The sequence below is a fragment of the Klebsiella electrica genome (assembly GCF_006711645.1).
Classification (GTDB): Bacteria; Pseudomonadota; Gammaproteobacteria; order Enterobacterales; family Enterobacteriaceae; genus Klebsiella; species Klebsiella electrica.
In genome coordinates, this window is sequence record NZ_CP041247.1 from 2,627,172 (window position 1) to 2,645,453 (window position 18,282).

Consider the following 18,282-nt stretch of genomic DNA (forward strand, 5'->3'; position numbering starts at 1 on the left):
AAAAAATAAAAAAGATGTTCGGCAGACCAGTCTTGCTCCCGATTTTTAATATTTTTCGACCAGATACAGCTTCACTTGATTGCGCCCTTCTTTCTTCGCCGCATACAGCGCTTTATCGACGCGATTAAACAGCTGATTGATCTCTTCCCCCTCTTGATGTTCAGCGACGCCAATGCTGACCGTCACCGTACCGGTATACTCAGGGGTATGGTAACAGCTGACCGCGTGGCGAATCGCTTCCGCCATCGCCAGCGCCGGCGCGATTGACGCTCCGGGGAGAAATAATAAAAACTCCTCTCCGCCCCAGCGATAGATTTTGTCCTCAATTTTGGCGGTGGACTCAAGTATTCGGGAAATCGCCTGCAGCACCTCATCGCCTTTTTGATGTCCGTAGTTATCATTAATCGCTTTAAAATTATCGACATCAACCAGCAGCAGACAAAAACCTTCAGCGTGAGATAACGAGGAATCCACAATGCGATAAAACTCACGTCGATTGAGTAATCCGGTTAAAGGATCGTGAGTGGCCGCAAATTCAAGTTCTGCCTTCAGATGCACCTCTTCCGTAACGTCATGAATAATACACAGCATCAACCGGGTATGATTCAGCACCACCGGCCCGGCATAAGTCTGAACATAGCGGATAGAGCCATCGGACAGAATATGGGTAAAGTTAAGCGGCTTGTGGCCACCGGGCAAGCTTGCCACGCCGTGCATAACGGGAAGCACGTCCTTTCCCAGGATATTGATTTGCCAGGTATGGCGGGTGCGCATCTCATCGGCGGTGTAGTTATAAAACCGCAGCGCGGCGATATTGGCATCAACAATTCGGCCGTCCTGTTCAGGGTCGATAAGCAGCATCGGGGCGGAACTGGTCATAAAAAATCGCGCGAAGAAACGATTACTGCGCCGTTTGTAATGATGTGCGGGGTGCGCCTTAACCGCGTCATTTTGCTGCAGGATTTTGACGGCTTCGAAAAGAATTAAAGTGTCATATTCTGCTGATTTAATCAGGGTGGTTTTACAATAAACCGGACGCGGACCCTCCGTCGTTTGAATGGTCCATACTTCGAATACTTCAGCAATGTTTTTGAAGTAGTACAGATAATTCTGCAGGCTGCGCTCTGGACAGGTGGAGAGCGGGCCTTTGCGCATGTCATCCAGCGACATCTCTCCGCTAAGAGTTCTGGAGGCCTGATTACAATAGACGACGGCTTCTTTGAAAGGATGAACCACCCAGACAGGCGTAGTGAGTAAATCAAAAATCATTAACTCTTTTAATAACATGCAGCCCTCCAGCAAGCAGGCATCACGTCCCTGAACGACGCGCTTATCGTCAATATAGTCCAACGGCGTAAGCTAATGAAATGATGTCGAAAGTTCAGAACCGAGATGCAGACGCCGGAAGTATAGTTCCTTTTTGCTTACGGGAAGGATATCGGGAAAGCAAAACGGCGCTGTCGATGACAGAAGCCGGGCCCGGCATGGTGCCCGCCGTTGCTGAGTGATTTGCCGATAGGCTTAATTTCGCACAAACAGCCAGCTAAAAACGCATCGAAAGCCAGCCGCCGTTGAGCATTTAAGCACCATAAAACGTGACAGTGTCACATAAACCGGCGCAAAATCACCCGCGGCCGGGATTGTAATCAAAAAGTGAATGCCGTATAACATGGCGCAACCGAGGGGTGTCCCGTGAGGGCTGAGATGGCGTAAGCCGAACCCTTTGAACCTGATCTGGGTCATGCCAGCGAAGGGACGGGTCGGCAATTTTGCCAGTTTACCGCCATTGCCTGTTCATACTTCCGCACACCCGGATCTCCCCGCTATCAGGAGGTCCTGTGATTCTGCCGATCTTTACCCAGGGTATTTATGGTCGTCTGCGCCAGCAGGCGGGATGCGACTGGGAACAGTACGTCGCCCATCCCTTTCTCCGCCAGCTTGCCGAGGGAACCCTGCCCGAACGCGCTTTCCGACGCTATCTGACGCAGGACTACCTGTTCCTGATCCACTTTGCCCGGTGCTATGCCCTGTTGGTCAGCAAACTGCGCACGCTCCCGGAGATGCGCGCCGCGGCCGCCTCAATGAACGCGATCCTTGGCGAACTGCCGCTGCACGTCGGCTATTGCGCGAGCTGGGGGCTGGATGAAGCCACAATGGCCGCCGAAAGCGAAGCGCCGGAAACGGTGAACTACACCCGCTACGTGCTGGATATCGGTCATGCCGGCGATGCGCTCGATCTGCTGGCGGCGCTGATGCCCTGCGTGGCTGGCTATGCGGAAATCGGCCTTGGATTGCTCCACGACCCGGCCACCCGACTCACCGACAACCCCTATGCTTCCTGGATCCGTAACTACGGCGATGCGGGCTATCTCGACGGCGTCACCGCGGCCATCGGCCTGCTGGAAAGCGTCTGGCAGCAGCGCGGCGGCGAGTCGCGCCTCGCAGAGCTGAGCGTCATCTTCACCACCGCCACCCGTCTGGAAGCCAACTTCTGGCAGATGGGGCTGAATGCCGCGGCGGTTGGCCGGTGATGGCTCCGACCATTGCCGTGCGGGAATTAAGCCTGCGCTTCGGCTCGCGGGTCATTTTTGACAAGCTGTCGTTCGATATTCCCGCTGGACAGTGGGTTTCGCTGCTGGGCGCCAGCGGCGCCGGAAAAACCAGTCTGCTGCGAATTATCGCCGGACTGGCCGCCCCCACCCACGGTCAGGTTCAGGCCAGCGACGGGCGGCCGCTGGGCCCTCGTCTGGCCTGGATGGGGCAAAAAGATCTGCTCTATCCGTGGCTGAGCGTGCGCGACAACGTTGCGCTTGGCGCCCGCCTGCGCGGGGAGCGCGTCGATCGCCAGCGGGTCGCAACCTTATTGGAGCAGGTGGGGCTCAGCCACTGCGCCAACGATCGTCCGGCCTCGCTCTCCGGCGGCATGCGTCAGCGGGCGGCGCTGGCGCGCACGCTGTATGAAGATCGGCCGATCGTGTTAATGGATGAGCCTTTTTCGGCGCTGGACACCCTTACCCGCACGCGTATCCAGACGCTGGCGGCGGAACTGCTGACTCAGCGTACCGTGGTGTTGATTACCCACGACCCGATGGAAGCCTGCCGGCTCAGCCATCGCCTGCTGGTGCTCGCGCCGCCGCCCGGCGGCATCGATGATTCCCATCACCTGGCGGGGATACCGCCGCGGGCGCCTGACGATCCGGCGCTGTTGCTGGGCCAGGCAGAGCTGCTGCAACAGTTGATGAGGGCCAACAGATGAGAGGGAAACTCTGTCGCGGCGGCGTGGTGTTCTGCGGCCTGCTGGTGTTCTGGTGGCTGCTCAGTCGCAGCGGCATCCCGGCGTTCCTGCTGCCGTCTCCATCGGCGGTGGCTGTCGCCCTGTGGGACAACCGCAGCTGGCTGGGCTGGCACGCGCTGGTTACCTTGAGCGAGATCCTCAGTGGTCTGGCGCTCGGGGTGCTGCTCGGGGTGGTATTGGCCCTGTGCATGATGATATCGCCGCGCTTACAGCGCTGGCTGATGCCGCTGGTGCTGACCAGTCAGGCGATTCCGGTCTTCGCCCTCGCCCCGCTGCTGGTGCTGTGGTTTGGCTTCGGGATGAGCGCCAAAGTGATGATGGCGGTTCTGGTGATTTTCTTCCCCGTGACGTCGGCATTTTTTGACGGTCTGCGGCGGGTTAATCACGACTACCTCGATCTGGCTCGAACAATGGGCGCCTCCTCAGGGGCGCAGCTCCGCCATGTCCGCCTGATGGCCGCCCTGCCGGCGCTGGGCTCCGGTCTGCGCATGGCCGCTGCCGTCGCGCCAATCGGCGCGATCATCGGCGAATGGGTCGGGTCCGCCGAAGGACTGGGCTATGTGATGCTCAATGCCAATGCGCGCATGCAAACCGATGTCTGCTTTGCGGCGTTGTTTATTTTAGTGCTGCTGACCATTGTGCTATGGCTGGCAGTGGATGCTCTGTTACACCGGCTGATCAACTGGACGCCGGAATAAGGAATAATCATGCGTAAACCCGTTTTCACCGCTGTCGCATTAACCGCGTTTATCAGCGGACAGGCGATGGCCAACGAAAAGCTGACCCTGGTGCTGGACTGGTACATTAACCCGGACCACGCGCCGATTATGGTGGCGGAACAGATTGGTGCCTTTAAAGCGCAAGGGCTGGACGTTAAGATAGTACCGCCGTCTGACCCGGCCCTGCCGCCGCGTCTGGTGGCCGCCGGCCAGGCGGATCTGGCTATCACCTATCAGCCGCAGGTGCACTTTTTTGCTGATGAGGGGCTACCGCTGGTGCGGGTCGGTACATTGATTAACTCGCCGTTGAACACGGTGATCGCCCTGGATAAACGCATCAAAACCCCCGCCGACCTAAAAGGGAAAAAAGTCGGCTACTCGGTCAGCGGTATCGAGCAGGCTACGCTGGCGACGATGGCGCAACATGCCCATATCGATCCGCAAAGCATCAAGCTGATTAACGTCAATTTCCAGCTGACCAGCGCCCTGCTGGCCGGTCAGGTTGATGCGGTGATTGGCGGCTATCGTAATATTGAAGCGCTGGAGCTTAAACTGCAGGGTAAAGACCCGCAGGTGATGAACGTCGAAGATTTCGGCGTGCCGGCCTACGATGAGCTGGTGATTGTCGCGCGGCGCGATGAAATTCATGCGGCCAAAATCAAAAAATTCCTCGCCGCGCTGCAGGAAGGTGTCGCCTATCTGCGCGCACATCCGCAGGAAACCTGGCAGGCGTTTGCCGCCGCCCATCCGGAGCTGAATAGCGAACTGAACAAGCAGGCCTGGCAGCAGACGGCCCCCCTGTTTGCCGCCAGGCCTGCGGCGCTGGATAAGGCCCGCTACGAGGCTTATGAACAGTTTTTATATAACAACAAGTTGGTTAAAAAAATCACACCTTTAACGCAATATGCGGTCGAACTGGATTGAGTAACCTTACTGCTGACGGAAGAATTTCCGTCAGCTCATTTAGCGAAGCGGTAATAAACCCCGGCGCTTTCCCTCACTAAGAATTACACTTTTAATGGTTTTATAACACTTTGTATAATCCATTAAAATCAATGCATTAGCATTGATTTTTGCGGTGTAAAAATAACGTAAAAATACCTCAATAAATAAAACATTGAATGACGATTTAAAAAGCCATATATTGTGCGCGCTTTATGAATGGCGATTCATTTTCTTAAACCAATTATTCAACCAGAGTTCAACCGTAACGCTGGTTGTGGGAGTGATATGATGACGGATAAAGTCCGTATTGATACTTTAAGTGCAGATTTATTGGACGCTAACAACGAAACCTTTTTGGCCCGTCAGGCTGAATTCGAATCGAACGTCAGGAGTTACCCGCGCAAGCTGCCGCTGGCTATCACAAAAGCGGAAGGCGTGTGGTTAACCGATGCGGATAACAAACAGTATCTGGATTGCCTTGCCGGTGCTGGTACCCTCGCTCTTGGCCATAACCACCCTGATGTGCTGCAAAGCATCCAAAGTGTCATTACCAGCGGCTTGCCGTTACATACGCTCGATCTGACTACCCCGTTAAAAGATCGCTTCTCCGAATACCTGCTCTCCCTGTTACCGGGTGAAGGTAAAGAATACTGCCTGCAGTTCACCGGCCCGTCCGGCGCTGACGCCGTGGAAGCGGCCCTGAAACTGGCGAAAAAATACACCGGCCGTTCTTCGGTCATCAGCTTCTCCGGCGGCTACCACGGGATGACCCACGGCGCGCTGTCGGTGACCGGCAACCTGTCGCCGAAAGAAGCGGTCAACGGCATGATGCCGGAAGTACAGTTTATGCCGTATCCGCATCAGTACCGCTGCCCGCTGGGTATCGGCGGCGAAGCGGGCGTGAAAGCGCTGACTTACTACTTCGAAAACCTGATCAACGATGTGGAAAGCGGCGTGCGTAAACCGGCGGCGGTGATTCTCGAAGCCGTTCAGGGCGAAGGCGGCGTGAACCCGGCTCCGGTCGAGTGGCTGCAGCGCATCCGCAAAGTGACTCAGGAACACGGCATTCTGCTGATCATCGACGAAGTTCAGGCTGGCTTTGCCCGTACCGGTAAACTGTTTGCCTTCGAACACGCCGGTATTGAGCCGGACATCATCGTGATGTCGAAAGCTGTAGGCGGCGGTCTGCCGCTGGCCGTACTGGGTATCAAAAAGCAGTTTGACGCCTGGGAACCGGGTCACCATACCGGTACCTTCCGCGGTAACCAGCTGGCAATGGCCACCGGGTTGACCACTCTGCGTCATCTGAAAGATAACGGCATTGCTGACAAAGTGGCCGCCCAGGGCGAGTGGCTGAAAGGCAAACTGGCCGACATGCAGAAACGCTTCCCGGTCATGGGTCACATTCGCGGTCTGGGTCTGATGATCGGTATCGAGATAGTCAACCCGAACGGCGAGCAGGATCATATGGGCTGCTACCCGGCTGACGGCGCGCTGTCCGCCCTGCTGCAGAAGAAATGTTTCGAAGCGGGCCTGATCCTCGAACGCGGCGGCCGTGGCGGCTGCGTCCTGCGCCTGCTGCCGTCGCTGCTGATCAGCAACGCCGAGCTGGAAATTTTCCTCGACAAATTTGAACAGGCCATGCTGGCCGCCGGTGTGCAACCGGTCTGAGTGGAGCGAGTGACCGCAATGTCCAAATTGAATCCGATTCTTGCTGGTTCGCCGCAAAGTATTGAGGCTTATCAGCAGGCGATCGCCCAGACCAGCCAGGCCGTCGCGCAATGGCTGCAGCAGCCTGAGATGTATCAGGGTAAGAGCGTCAGCGAACTGCGCGAGCGCATTACTCTTGAGTTCACCGAGCAGGGTCTGGGTAACCAGGCGGCGATTGAACGGGCTATCGAGTACTTCCTGAAAGACAGCCTGTCGGTGCATCACCCGCAGTGCGTGGCGCATCTGCATTGTCCGAGCCTGGTGGTAAGCCAGGCGGCGGAAGTGCTGATTAACGCCACCAACCAGAGCATGGACTCCTGGGACCAAAGCCCGTCGGCGACTATCATCGAGATGAAGCTGATCGAATGGCTGCGCGCGCAGGTCGGCTACCCGGCCGGCGACGCTGGCGTCTTCACCAGCGGCGGTACCCAAAGCAACCTGATGGGGCTGATGCTGGCGCGCGATGCCTTCTTCGCTCGTCGGGGGCACTCCATCCAGCAGGACGGTCTGCCGGGTGACGTGCGTCAGTATAAAGTGCTGTGCTCTGAAAACGCCCACTTCTCGGTGCAGAAGAACATGGCGCTGATGGGTCTCGGCTACCGCGCCGTAACGCCGGTGAAAAGCGACGAATTTGCGCGGATGGACGTGGCTGACCTGAAAGCGAAAATTGCCGATGCGCAGGCAAACGGCGAGCAGATTATGGCGATCGTCGCCACCGCTGGTACCACCGACGCGGGGGCTATCGACCCGCTGCGTGCTATCGCTGGCGTGGCGGCGGAACATCAGATCTGGCTGCACGTGGATGCGGCATGGGGCGGCGCGTTGCTGCTCTCTGAGCAGTACCGCGACTATCTGGACGGCATTGAGTGCGTGGACTCCATTACCCTGGACTTCCACAAGCAGTTCTTCCAGACCATCAGCTGCGGCGCGTTCCTGTTAAAAGATGCGCGCCACTACGAGCTGATGCGCTATCAGGCGGCCTATCTGAACTCCGAGTTCGATGAAGAACACGGCGTGCCGAATCTGGTCGCCAAATCGCTGCAGACCACCCGTCGCTTCGATGCGCTGAAGCTGTGGATGGGTCTGGAAGCGCTGGGGCAGAAGCAGTACGCAGAGATCATCGATCACGGCGTCACCATGGCGAAAAACGTGGCGGAGTATGTTAAATCTCAGCCAACGCTGGAGCTGGTCATGCAGCCGCAGCTGGCGAGCGTGCTGTTCCGCTCTCGCCCGGCGCAGATGGCCGGCAGCGATGATGCCGCTATCGCCCTGCTCAACCAACGTGTCGGGGATGCGCTGCTCGACTCCGGGCGAGCCAACGTCGGCGTGACCGAGCACAACGGCATGACCTGCCTGAAGCTGACGCTGCTGAACCCGATCGTGACGCTTGAGGACGTGAAGGTGCTGCTGAATCTGGTGGAACGCACCGCGCAGGAACTGCTGGCGAAGTAACATCAAGCGGGGCGGCAGTAACAGGCCGCCCCGCTCAATAATCCCCGCCGGGAAACTTGCCTGATAACAGCCGATAACTCACCTTATCGGCTTTTTTACGTCGGTTTGCCGCCTGAAACAAGTGACACTGTCACCTAAGCATGGGCGCGCGGTCAGCGGCGTATTACGGATGCGAGATATCCGGCTCCAGATAGTTGGCCACGAAGCGGGTTAATATTCCTGCGGCAACGGGACACGGCTCCACCTTATCCAGCAGTTGCTGCGGGTCGATCCCCTCTGTCCGCAGCACGTCGTCGCGATAGCGGATTAATGAACGCGCAATCTCAGGGGTAAATTCCGGATGGAACTGCGTTGACAACGCATGGCGGGCATAGCGCACTATCTGGTGGGGATCGTGCTCAGAAGCGCCCAGCACCGTCGCCTCCGGCGGCAGCCTGACGACCGTTTGCAGATGGCTGAGGTGCGCAGGGAAATGTGCCGGACGGTCGCTTAACAGCGGGTCCGTTCGTCCGGCGGCGGAAAGCGTAATCGCCTTGCATCCCGTTTCGCGCCCTGCCGGATGATATGCCACCTCGCCGCCCAGCGCATCGGCCATCAGCTGATGACCATAGCAGATGCCAAATAATGGCATCTCCACCGCCATCGCTGAACGGATCCATGCCGCGGTTTTCTCGCTCCACGCCAGCCGATCGGTGACCATCGCCCATGAGCCGGTCAACACCGCCACGGTCTGACTATCCGGAGCCGGCAGCGCTTCCCCCGCATAGACACGCACGGTAGCTATCTGCCGCTGCCAGGGCGCAAGCAGCCGACCAAACCACAGTGGAAGATCGCCTTGTTCAGCCTCAATTTCCGCCGGCGGCGCCCCGGTCTGCACAATAAGAAGTTTGTTTCTCAACGCCATACCCCGTTACCCTTCGATGCTTTCCTCAGTTCTTTCACTATGGAGAAAAGCGGCTGTTTCGACAAATAACCAATCTCTATGAATGACCGCCGTGCGGGAATAAGCGCGGCGCCGGCAAGGTGAAGCCATGCCCGCGCCGGGCGATACTCTCCGCCACGACTCGCCACTACTGCGCGTCGGCGCTGTCTATCTGCGGAACGCCGGTTTCAGCCCCTTGCGCCACATCCGGGGCGTTGGCTGGATCAAAGATGTGGTCAAGAATAGCACGCGCCGTCGGCCCGGCGACAACGCCATCGCCGCCGCCGTTTTCCAGAATCAGCGCCATCGCCACCTTTGGATGCTGATACGGGGCAAACAAGGTATAGAAAATATGGTCGCGTAATCTGACCGGGATCATCTTCGCATTGTAGGTCTGATTCTCTTTCAGGCTGAAGACCTGCGAGGTACCGGATTTTGCGGCAATCTGATACGGCGCGGTATGGAACAGTTTATAACCGGTGCCGTTTGGCAAATTAGCCATACCGTACATCCCGTTGCGCACGATACCCCAGTACGGCGATTTCGGGTCGCCCACCTGCGGCGTATTATCCGGCGGCTGATAGCGTTCAACTTTATTGCCGCGCTTCATGGAATAGAGCAGATGAGGATTTTTTACCTTGCCGTTGTTGATAAGCGTCGTCAGGGCCTTGACCATCTGGACCGGTGTGGCGATCCAGTAGCCCTGGCCGATGCCGACCGAAATCGTATCCCCCTGATACCACGGTTTTTTGTGCACCTTCTGCTTCCACTCGCGGCTCGGCAACACTCCGGCATACTCTTCATTCAAATCAATCCCCGTCAACTGCCCGTAGCCAAACTTGCTCAGCCAGCTGTGAATGCGGTCAATGCCCATTTCAAAGGCCACCTGATAGAAGAAGGTGTCCGCCGACTCCTCAATCGCCTTGGTCACATTCAACATCCCGTGGCCGGTTTTCAGCCAGTCGCGGTAGCGGCGCTGGGTACCGGGCAGCGTCCAGGTCGGCGCGCCGAAAAAGGTGGTGGTGGGCGTAATCACGCCAGCGGAAAGCGCCGACAGCGCCATATAGGGTTTTACCGTCGATGCCGGCGGATAGAGCCCCTGGGTCACGCGGTTAATCAGCGGGCGGTCCGGATTATCAAGCAGAGAACGGTAGGCCTTATAGCCAATTCCCTTCACGAAGGGATTCGGGTCATAGCTAGGACTGGAGACCATCGCCAGCACGCCGCCATCGCGCGGATCAACCACCACCACCGCCGCCCGCTGCCCCTTCAGTACCCCTTCAATATACTGCTGTAAATGCAGATCCAGCGTCAGGTAGATATTCTTCCCGGCGACCGGCGGCACCTCTTTGAGCAGACGCACCACGCGCCCGTGGTTATCGACTTCCACCTCCTGATAACCGGTAATACCGTGCAGCTCTTTTTCGTAATAGCCTTCGATACCCTGCTTGCCGATATTATGGTCCGCGGCATAGTTCTCCGACTCGCCGTTTTTAGCCAGTCGTTGCAGATCGCTATCGTTGATTTTCGACACATAGCCGACCACGTGCGCCAGCTGGGCGCCATAGGGGTAGTCACGCTGCTGGTAGTTCTCCACGGTGACGCCAGGAAAACGAAACTCGTTCACCGCAAACCGCGCCACTTCAACATCGCTCAGGGCCGACTTCAGCGTCACCTGCTTGTAACGACTGTTGTGATGCATATCGTCGCGGAAGCTGGCGATATCATCGGGGGTCAAATCGACGATCGGCGTCAACGCGTTCAGCAACGCGGTCATATCGGTAATTTTGCTCGGGATCACCTGCAGGCGGTACAGGGTGATGTTCTGTACCAGCGGGATACCGTTGCGATCGAAAATAAGCCCACGACTTGGCGCGATAGGCAGCATTTTAATGTCATTCTGATTCGATCGGGTCTGATAGAAATCGTGCTGCTCAACCTGTAAACGATAGAGGTTAAAAACCAGCACGCCAAAGCAGACCACCACCAGTAGAAACGCGATCGCGGCACGACGAATAAACAGCATCTCTTCCGCTGAGTGATCGCGAATTTCATCTCTCAATAGGGTCATTAGCGGCAATTCACTTGAGTTTGCATAAAAAGCGAAAAAAATAAAAAGCGGGGCAGAATAGCGTTATCGACGCGCCAACCCTACAGAAAGGTTGCTAATGATTTAGCAGAAATGTTTCAGCATGTTAGATGCCTGACAGACCATCGCAGAAACCAGGGGATGAAAATGGATGTGACGTTGTCATAAATCGGCCTCTGCCCGGTTAAGACAGAGGCCCAGGGGTCAGCCGCGGGTCAGCCAGGCCCGCCAGCCTCCGTAGCCGGTAATGTCGGTGGCGCCCTGCAGACCATATCCTTCGCAGATAAAACCGCTCAGCCAGCGCCCGTCAGACAGTTCGACCTTGCCAAGTCCCAACGGGGCGGGAATAGCCGCCAGCAGCGAGCCCAGCTCGGACGAAGGCAGCTCCCAGACCTCCACGGCGATGGCCGTGCCGTCGTTTTCGTCACGCACCATCCCCGGACGGCGCCCGTCGGCCAGCGCATACAGCCGATAATGCGGGGCGCTGTGCATGGCCGCCAGCAAATGCCCGCCCCGCTCCCGCAGCTGCCCGTTCAGTGCCAGGCCGTCAAGATGGGCACCGCAGACTACCAGCGCCATGCGATCGTGACTGCCGGTGGCGGCAGGCAAAGATGCGGCCAGCAGGCTCCCGCCGACCAGCGGTAGTGGCTGTACGCGCTGGAAAGCATCGGCCACACCGAGAAGGTACTGGTCGGTGAAAACCCGGCCAAACAAGGTGACGCCGGAGGGCAATCCGTTTGCCAGAAAACCGACCGGCACATTCACCGCCGCATAATCCAGTAGGTTCATAAAGTTGGTGTAGTAGCCCAGATCGGCATTGCGCTGCACCGGCTCTGCCGCCAGTTCAGCCAGCGTCACCGGGCGCGGACAGGTCGGCGTCAGCACACAGTCCAGTGTCTCCAGCAACGCATCACACTGCGCCTTGTACTCTTGTAGTTGGTACATTGCCCGGAATGTGGCCACGGCATCGGTATCCGGCGCTTTCGCCAGAACGTCGCGAATCACCGGCAGCACCGCGTCAGGCTGCTGCGCAATCAACGGCCCCACCACCGCATAACGTTCTGCGACCCACGGGCCGTCGTACAGCAGGCGTGCGGCGGCGAGAAACGGCGTCATATCGAGATTGACAGGGACGCCGCCAAGATCCATCAAACGTGCTTTCGCCTGCATAAACAGTGACTCGCTCTGCGCACAACCAAGGAAGTTCAACGTCTGCGGCACGCCGAAGCGAAAACCCGGCGCCGGGGCGCCAAACGCCTGACGACCGTTCCACAGCGGGTTACGGCGACTGTAGACATCTCGCGGATCGGGCCTGGCGGTCAGGGCCAACAGCTGGCTGGCCTCGTCGGCCGTGGCGGTAAAAAACGTCGTACAGTCGAGGGTCCGACAGGCTGGCACTACTCCAGCGGTAGAGATAAGCCCCTTGCTGGCCTTCAGCCCCGTCAGGTTATTGAGCGAAGCCGGTACCCGCCCGCTGCCGGCGGTGTCGGTTCCGAGGGCGAAGCTGGCAACCCCGAGCGCCACCGCCAGCGCGGAACCGGCGCTGGATCCGCCGGAGGGATAGTCCGCGTGATAAGCGTTACGACAGCGGCCATAGGGCGAACGCGTCCCGTTCAGGCCGGTGGCAAACTGATCGAGATTGGTTTTGCCGACCGGGATGGCGCCAAGGGCGATCAACTGGGCCACGATAGTGGCATCCTCAGTCGCGGTGCGGGCGAAAGCCGGACAGGCAGCGGTGGAGGTAATTCCCGCAAGATCGATATTATCTTTGATGGCAAACGGCACGCCGTACAGTGGTAGCGACTCCGGTGCAACCGTATCCAGCGCCGCCAGCCAGGGCTCCTGCTCTTCCGCCGTCAGGATATGAATAAACAGCTGATATTCCGGATTCAACACCTGCGCCTTCTGGCGGAGTTCGGCCAGCAGCGTGCGCGGGGTCAATTCGTCGCGTCGGTAAGCCTCTGCGAGGGTCGCAAGGCGTAAATCAAAGGTTGGCTGACTCATACGTTCTCCTCCATGATCACCGCCACACGTTGCCCGGCGCGTACCGATGCCCCAGGCTGAAAATTCATCTGTTGCACCACGCCGTCGCACGGCGCCAGTAGCGGGATCTCCATTTTCATTGACTCCAGCACCACCAGAACGTCGCCAGCGCGAACATGACTCCCCACGGCGGCCTGCACCTGCCACAGGTTGCCGGAGATCGGACTCTCCACGCCCTGCTGCCCGCGCTGCAGAGGTGCTTCGTCATCCACTTCAGCCGCCACCTCCTGGCTATCGAAATGCGCCTGGCCGCTGGCTATCCAGCGCTCGCGTTCCTCATTGAAGGCCCGCTGCTGATGTTGGCGAAATGCGTTGATGCTTACGGCTTCCCGCTGCAGAAACTGTTGATACTCCGCCAGCCGCAGGGTGCTGTGCTCAATGCGCAGCGGATAGCGGCCAAGCGGAAAATCGCGGCGGATCTGCAGCAGTTCCTCGGCAGAAACCGGGTAAAAACGCAGCTGGTCGAAAACGCGCAGCAACCAGGGTTTACCGGCGAAGTCGGCAACCTCATGATAGCGATTCCACATCTGCAGCGTACGACCAACAAACTGGTAGCCCCCAGGTCCTTCCATACCGTAGACGCACAGATAGGCGCCGCCGATCCCCACCGAGTTTTCCGCCGTCCAGGTCCGTGCCGGATTGTATTTAGTGGTCACCAGACGATGACGCGGATCGAGCGGCGTCGCCACCGGCGCGCCGAGATAGACATCGCCCAGCCCCATCACCAGATAGCTGGCGTCAAACACCGTCTGCCATACCGCCTGTTCGTCCGGTAAGTCGTTAATCCGGCGGATAAATTCGAGGTTGCTCGGGCACCATGGCGCGTCACGCCGCACGGTGGTCATATATTTATCGATAGCGGTGCGACAGGCAGGGTCGTCCCACGACAGCGGCAGATGCACCACCCGGGTCGGTACCTGCAGATCGTCGCTGACGCACACCGCCGCCCACTCTGCGCTCACCCAGCTTAACAGCGCGTCAGGCGTCAGGGTTTCCGGCTGGAAATGAATTTGCAGAGAGCGAATACCCGGCGTCAGGTCAATCACCCCCGGTCGGGCCTGGCTCTCCAGCGCCTGCATCAGGGCATGAATGCGAAAGCGCAGCACCAGATCGAGCTCCGCCTCGCCCGCTTCCAGTAGCAGATGGGTATCACCGGAAAGACGGGCCACCAGACGCTTATCCGCCTCTCCGCAGCTCATCACCACTGGGGAAGTTAACCGCGCGGGTTGCCACGCCACGGGCATTGCCTCCAGCGTCGCCAGCTCCTCCCGGTAGCCTGCCGCCAGTCGACGGGCCGTGGACAGATCCACGGCGACAAACCGCACCTTGTCGCCGGCTTTCAGCTGCCCCAGTTGCCAGAGATCGGCCTCAATCACCGTCACAGGGCAGACGAAACCGCCGAGACTCGGGCCATCCGGGCCTAGAATAACCGGCATATCGCCAGTAAAATCGACCGCGCCGACGGCGTAAGGGTTATCGTGAATGTTTGACGGATGTAGCCCTGCGTCGCCACCGCTGTCGCGGGCCCACAGCGGTTTAGGGCCGATCAGCCGCACGCCGGTACGGCTGGAGTTAAAATGCACCTCCCAGTCGGTGGCAAAAAAGGTGTCGATGTAGTCTGCGGCAAAAAATTCCGGCGCACCGTGCGGACCGTAAATCACCCGCAGGGTACGCACCGTTGCCAGCGGTGGCACTAGCGCAACAGGTAGCGCGGCGCCGGTTTCCTCCTCGCCATCGGGCGCCAGATGCAGAACATCTCCGCTGCGCAGCGCACGTCCGCCATGGCCGCCAAACTGCCCAAGAGTAAAGGTGCTTTTGCTGCCCAGATATTCCGGCACCTGGATACCGCCGCGCAGACAGAGGTAGCTCCTGACTCCCGCCCCTTCGATGGCACCGATTTTCAGCGTCGCCCCGGCTGGGATACGGAATACGCGGTTCATCTCTTGCGCTCTACCGTCAACGGTGAGCGAAACGCAGGCACCGCTCACCACCGCCCGGGCTGCGCAATGAAACTTTAGCGTGGGTCCGCTGAGGGTGATTTCCAGCGCCGCTGCGCCCGGAAGGTTACCCAGCAGCCGGTTGCCGAGACGCAGCGCGCGATCGTCCATCGGTCCCGACGGCGGTACGCCCACAGCCCAGTAGCCCAGTCGTCCAGGATAATCCTGGACACTGGTCTGCGTCCCGGCACTGAGCACCTCGACGGTCGCGGTCCGATAGCTCAACTGTTCCAGGCAACGGGTCCAGGGCTCGCCCAGCGTAAAGGGATCAAAGGTCAGAATCTGCTGGAGATAGATGCGGTTGGTTTCCACACCATACAGGCGGGTGTTCGCCAGCGCCCGGTCCAGTTCGGCGATAGCCTCATCGCGGGTAGGCCGCCAGGCGATCATTTTGGCCAGCAGTGGATCAAAAAATGGCGGTACATCGCAGCCGGCCTCTACCCAACGATCGACACGGAGCGTCTCGCCATCCGCAGGCGGAAAAACCACCTCAGTCAGCAGCCCCGGAGATGGCTGAAACTGTCGACCCGGATCCTCGGCATAAATACGCGCCTGGATGGCGTGCCCCTGTGGTTTCAGGTCGGCCAGCAGCGTGGTGAGCGGCGGTAAATCACCGGCCGCCAACGCCACCATCCAATGAACCAGATCGACGCCCCACACCTGCTCGGTAACACCGTGTTCCACCTGGAGCCGGGTATTCACCTCGAGAAAATAGAAGCGCCGCGCGGCGCTGTCATAGACAAATTCGACTGTCCCGGCGCTGCGGTAGCTGACCGCTTTGCCCAGCGCGACTGCCGCCGCACACAAGGCCTCTGCCGTTGCGACGGGTAAATTGGGCGCCGGCGTCTCTTCAATCACTTTCTGATTGCGACGCTGTATCGAGCAGTCGCGCACCCCAAGCGCGATGACTTCGCCCTGCCCGTCGCCAAATATCTGCACTTCCAGATGGCGCGCGCGCTCAATGTATTTCTCAACAAACACGCCCGCGTCGCTAAAGTTGTTCCGCCCCAGTCGCTGGACGACGTCAAAAGCATCCGCCAGCTCGCGGGCGTCGCGACAGACGCGCATCCCGATGCCGCCGCCCCCGGCGGTGCTTTTTAACATGACCGGATAGCCGATGGTGTCCGCCGCCCGGCATGCCTCGGCACTATCGGCCAGCAGACCGGTACCTTCCAGCAGCGGTACGCCCTGTGCTTTTGCCAGCGACCGGGCGGTGTGTTTCAGGCCAAACGTGCGCAGTTGCTCTGGCGTCGGGCCAACAAACGTCAGCCCGGCGGCTTCGCAGGCCTCGGCGAAGGCGGCGTTTTCCGCTAAAAAACCGTAGCCGGGGTGGATAGCCTCAGCTCCGCTGTATATGGCGGCGGCGATGATTTTTTCTGTCATCAGATAGGTTTGCGCCGCCGGACCGTCGCCGAGGCCGACAGCCTCATCGGCTTCACGAATATGCAGGCTGCTGAGATCCGCGGCGGAATAGACCGCCACGCCCTTCACCTGCATCGCGCGCAGGGTGCGCAGAATTCGACAGGCGATGGCACCGCGGTTAGCAATCAGTAAGGTTTTGAACATACAAGGGACTCACGTCGTGGCGGGTCGTCCCGCAAAAAAATTCGACGTCCCCGGGGTCGTCCCCGAGGCGCGCAGGCGTTCAGGGCTTGCGCGATGGTGTGCTTAACAGGCGGTCGGCACGAACGGCAAACAGACGCCAGGCCAGCAGACGCCAGCGCTGCCAGCGGGTCAGTTCCATACCAGCACCTCCGCCGGCGTCGGATTCCAGCCGTTGCAGGGGTTATTCAGCTGCGGGCAGTTGGAAATCAGCACGATAACGTTGCGCTCCGCGTGCAGCTCGACGTACTTCCCGGCGCCAGAAATCCCGTCTTCAAAGGTCAGGCCGCCAGCTTCCGTCACCGGAACGTTCATAAAGAAGTTGATATTGGCGGCGATATCGCGCTTATGCAGCCGGCCATCATGCAGGCAGGCACAGAGAAAATTATCCCGGCAGCTGTGCATGTAGCGCTTATCCAGCGCATAGCGCACGGTATTGCTCTCCTGCGCGCAGGCCCCGCCGAGGGTATCGTGCCGCCCGCAGGTATCAGCCACGATAGTCAACAGCGGATTCCCGAGGTTGGAGTACAGTACGCTGCCGGTTGTCAGGTAAGCATTGCCCTGGCGACGCAGCGTGCGCTGCGCATCGTAACGCTCGCGCGGGCTGTCAGCGCAATAAAACAAGGTGTCGATCGCCTGATTGCCTTCAAGGTCGTGCAGACGCAGGGTCTGCCCCGCTTTGATTTCAAACAACCAGGGTTCGCCCGCAGGAATCACGTGGCGATAGACGGCATCGGCGGGGTTACGGGTACTGGTTACAAGGCTCATCGCGGGCTCCTCAATGGGTAAACAGTTGGGTGTTGGTGAAGGCGCGCTGGTTTTCATCGCGGGTAAACAGCGATTCAATCGCCGCCTGTTCATCGTCGGCCTGATACCAGCTCAGTTGAACCGGGCGCGGAGCATATTCGGCCGACGGATCCATCGGGTGCGGCAGCGCGGTCAGGACCATCAGCACGTCCATCGGCGCGAACAGTTCGACGTAGCTACCTGGGGTGGAATGGCCCGCACAAAACTGAAAGCGTCCTTCGCCATCGACGGTGACTTTGCTGAAGAAGTTGACCACCATCAGCAGATCCTCGAGGCCGAGATCCCATTTGCCCATTTCGACCAGCAGATTATCGCTGCCGTTACGATGGAAGGCGTTGCGCAGCTCCTGGTAGCGGCCCGTGCCATATTTTTCCTCCGTCTCTTGCGCATTGAGTACGCCGCCGAACGGATCGTGCCAGCCGCAGCTATCGGCGATGATGCCCGCCAGCACTCGTCCCATATCGGAATAGAAGCAGTGTCCGGCACTTAGCCGCGCGGTATGCTGCCCTTTAAGGGTATCAGGCAGGTTCAGACGTTCGCTTTTCTCGTGCGGGTTGAGCATCATCATGCTGACGTTCGCTCCGCCGTCGATATCGCTCAGACGCAGGATCTGACCACGGCGCAGAACAAACGAGGTATGCCCCCCGCCCGGTAGAAGTTCTTCACGCAGACTCGGTGAGGTATGAAAAAGCGCTGTCATC

13 protein-coding genes and 1 riboswitch are annotated in these 18,282 nt (G+C 59.0%); of the genes, 6 read left to right on the forward strand and 7 right to left on the reverse strand.

The features are described from left to right. Positions 1-45: 45 nt before the first annotated feature. Entirely contained in the window at positions 46-1,287 is a 1,242-nt protein-coding gene (locus tag Electrica_RS12585; protein ID WP_131049086.1) for a sensor domain-containing diguanylate cyclase, read from the reverse strand. Positions 1,288-1,671: 384 nt separating this feature from the next. After that, positions 1,672-1,773, forward strand: a riboswitch (TPP riboswitch). Positions 1,774-1,838: 65 nt separating this feature from the next. Between Electrica_RS12585 and Electrica_RS12590 the strand changes: the two genes are divergently transcribed. From Electrica_RS12590 to Electrica_RS12615, 6 genes are all read left to right on the forward strand, one after another. Continuing rightward, the gene (locus tag Electrica_RS12590) at positions 1,839-2,531 is read left to right on the forward strand and encodes a TenA family protein (protein ID WP_141964609.1); all 693 of its coding nucleotides are present in this window, start codon (positions 1,839-1,841) and stop codon (positions 2,529-2,531) included. Then, the gene (locus Electrica_RS12595) at positions 2,528-3,256 is read left to right on the forward strand and encodes an ABC transporter ATP-binding protein (protein WP_160703375.1); all 729 of its coding nucleotides are present in this window, start codon (positions 2,528-2,530) and stop codon (positions 3,254-3,256) included. Before Electrica_RS12590 ends, Electrica_RS12595 begins: the two co-directional genes overlap by 4 nt. Beyond that, the gene (locus Electrica_RS12600) at positions 3,253-3,993 is read left to right on the forward strand and encodes an ABC transporter permease (RefSeq protein WP_131049085.1); all 741 of its coding nucleotides are present in this window, start codon (positions 3,253-3,255) and stop codon (positions 3,991-3,993) included. Before Electrica_RS12595 ends, Electrica_RS12600 begins: the two co-directional genes overlap by 4 nt. A gap of 9 nt (positions 3,994-4,002) precedes the next feature. Next, entirely contained in the window at positions 4,003-4,938 is a 936-nt protein-coding gene (locus Electrica_RS12605) for an ABC transporter substrate-binding protein (protein WP_141964611.1), read from the forward strand. A gap of 306 nt (positions 4,939-5,244) precedes the next feature. Further along, positions 5,245-6,630, forward strand: coding sequence for a diaminobutyrate--2-oxoglutarate transaminase (locus tag Electrica_RS12610; protein WP_131049083.1), 1,386 nt, complete (start codon positions 5,245-5,247; stop codon positions 6,628-6,630). A gap of 9 nt (positions 6,631-6,639) precedes the next feature. Further along, complete coding sequence (locus Electrica_RS12615) at positions 6,640-8,121, forward strand: pyridoxal phosphate-dependent decarboxylase family protein (RefSeq protein WP_167686234.1); 1,482 nt, start codon at positions 6,640-6,642, stop codon at positions 8,119-8,121. A 163-nt stretch (positions 8,122-8,284) separates the two neighbouring features. On the opposite strand, the gene Electrica_RS12620 is transcribed toward Electrica_RS12615, so the two are convergent. The 6 genes from Electrica_RS12620 to Electrica_RS12645 all read right to left on the reverse strand — a co-directional run bounded on the left by Electrica_RS12620 (position 8,285) and on the right by Electrica_RS12645 (position 18,281). After that, positions 8,285-9,025, reverse strand: coding sequence for a glutamine amidotransferase (locus Electrica_RS12620; RefSeq protein WP_100684229.1), 741 nt, complete (start codon positions 9,023-9,025; stop codon positions 8,285-8,287). A 166-nt stretch (positions 9,026-9,191) separates the two neighbouring features. Further along, positions 9,192-11,114, reverse strand: a complete 1,923-nt coding sequence (gene mrdA / locus Electrica_RS12625; RefSeq protein ID WP_167686235.1) for a penicillin-binding protein 2 — start codon at positions 11,112-11,114, stop codon at positions 9,192-9,194. Between the two features lie 222 nt (positions 11,115-11,336). Continuing rightward, entirely contained in the window at positions 11,337-13,136 is a 1,800-nt protein-coding gene (gene atzF / locus Electrica_RS12630) for an allophanate hydrolase (protein ID WP_141964613.1), read from the reverse strand. After that, positions 13,133-16,738 carry an urea carboxylase gene (gene uca / locus Electrica_RS12635; RefSeq protein WP_141964614.1) on the reverse strand — a complete coding sequence of 1,202 codons (3,606 nt, stop codon included), beginning with the start codon at positions 16,736-16,738 and terminating at the stop codon, positions 13,133-13,135. The genes atzF and uca overlap by 4 nt, the downstream gene beginning before the upstream one ends. A gap of 168 nt (positions 16,739-16,906) precedes the next feature. Further along, a complete protein-coding gene (locus Electrica_RS12640) occupies positions 16,907-17,542 on the reverse strand; it encodes an urea amidolyase associated protein UAAP2 (protein WP_131049079.1) in 636 nt (211 codons plus the stop codon). A 10-nt stretch (positions 17,543-17,552) separates the two neighbouring features. Beyond that, on the reverse strand, positions 17,553-18,281 hold the full coding sequence (locus tag Electrica_RS12645) for an urea amidolyase associated protein UAAP1 (RefSeq protein WP_131049078.1): 729 nt from the start codon (positions 18,279-18,281) through the stop codon (positions 17,553-17,555). Position 18,282: the final 1 nt, after the last annotated feature.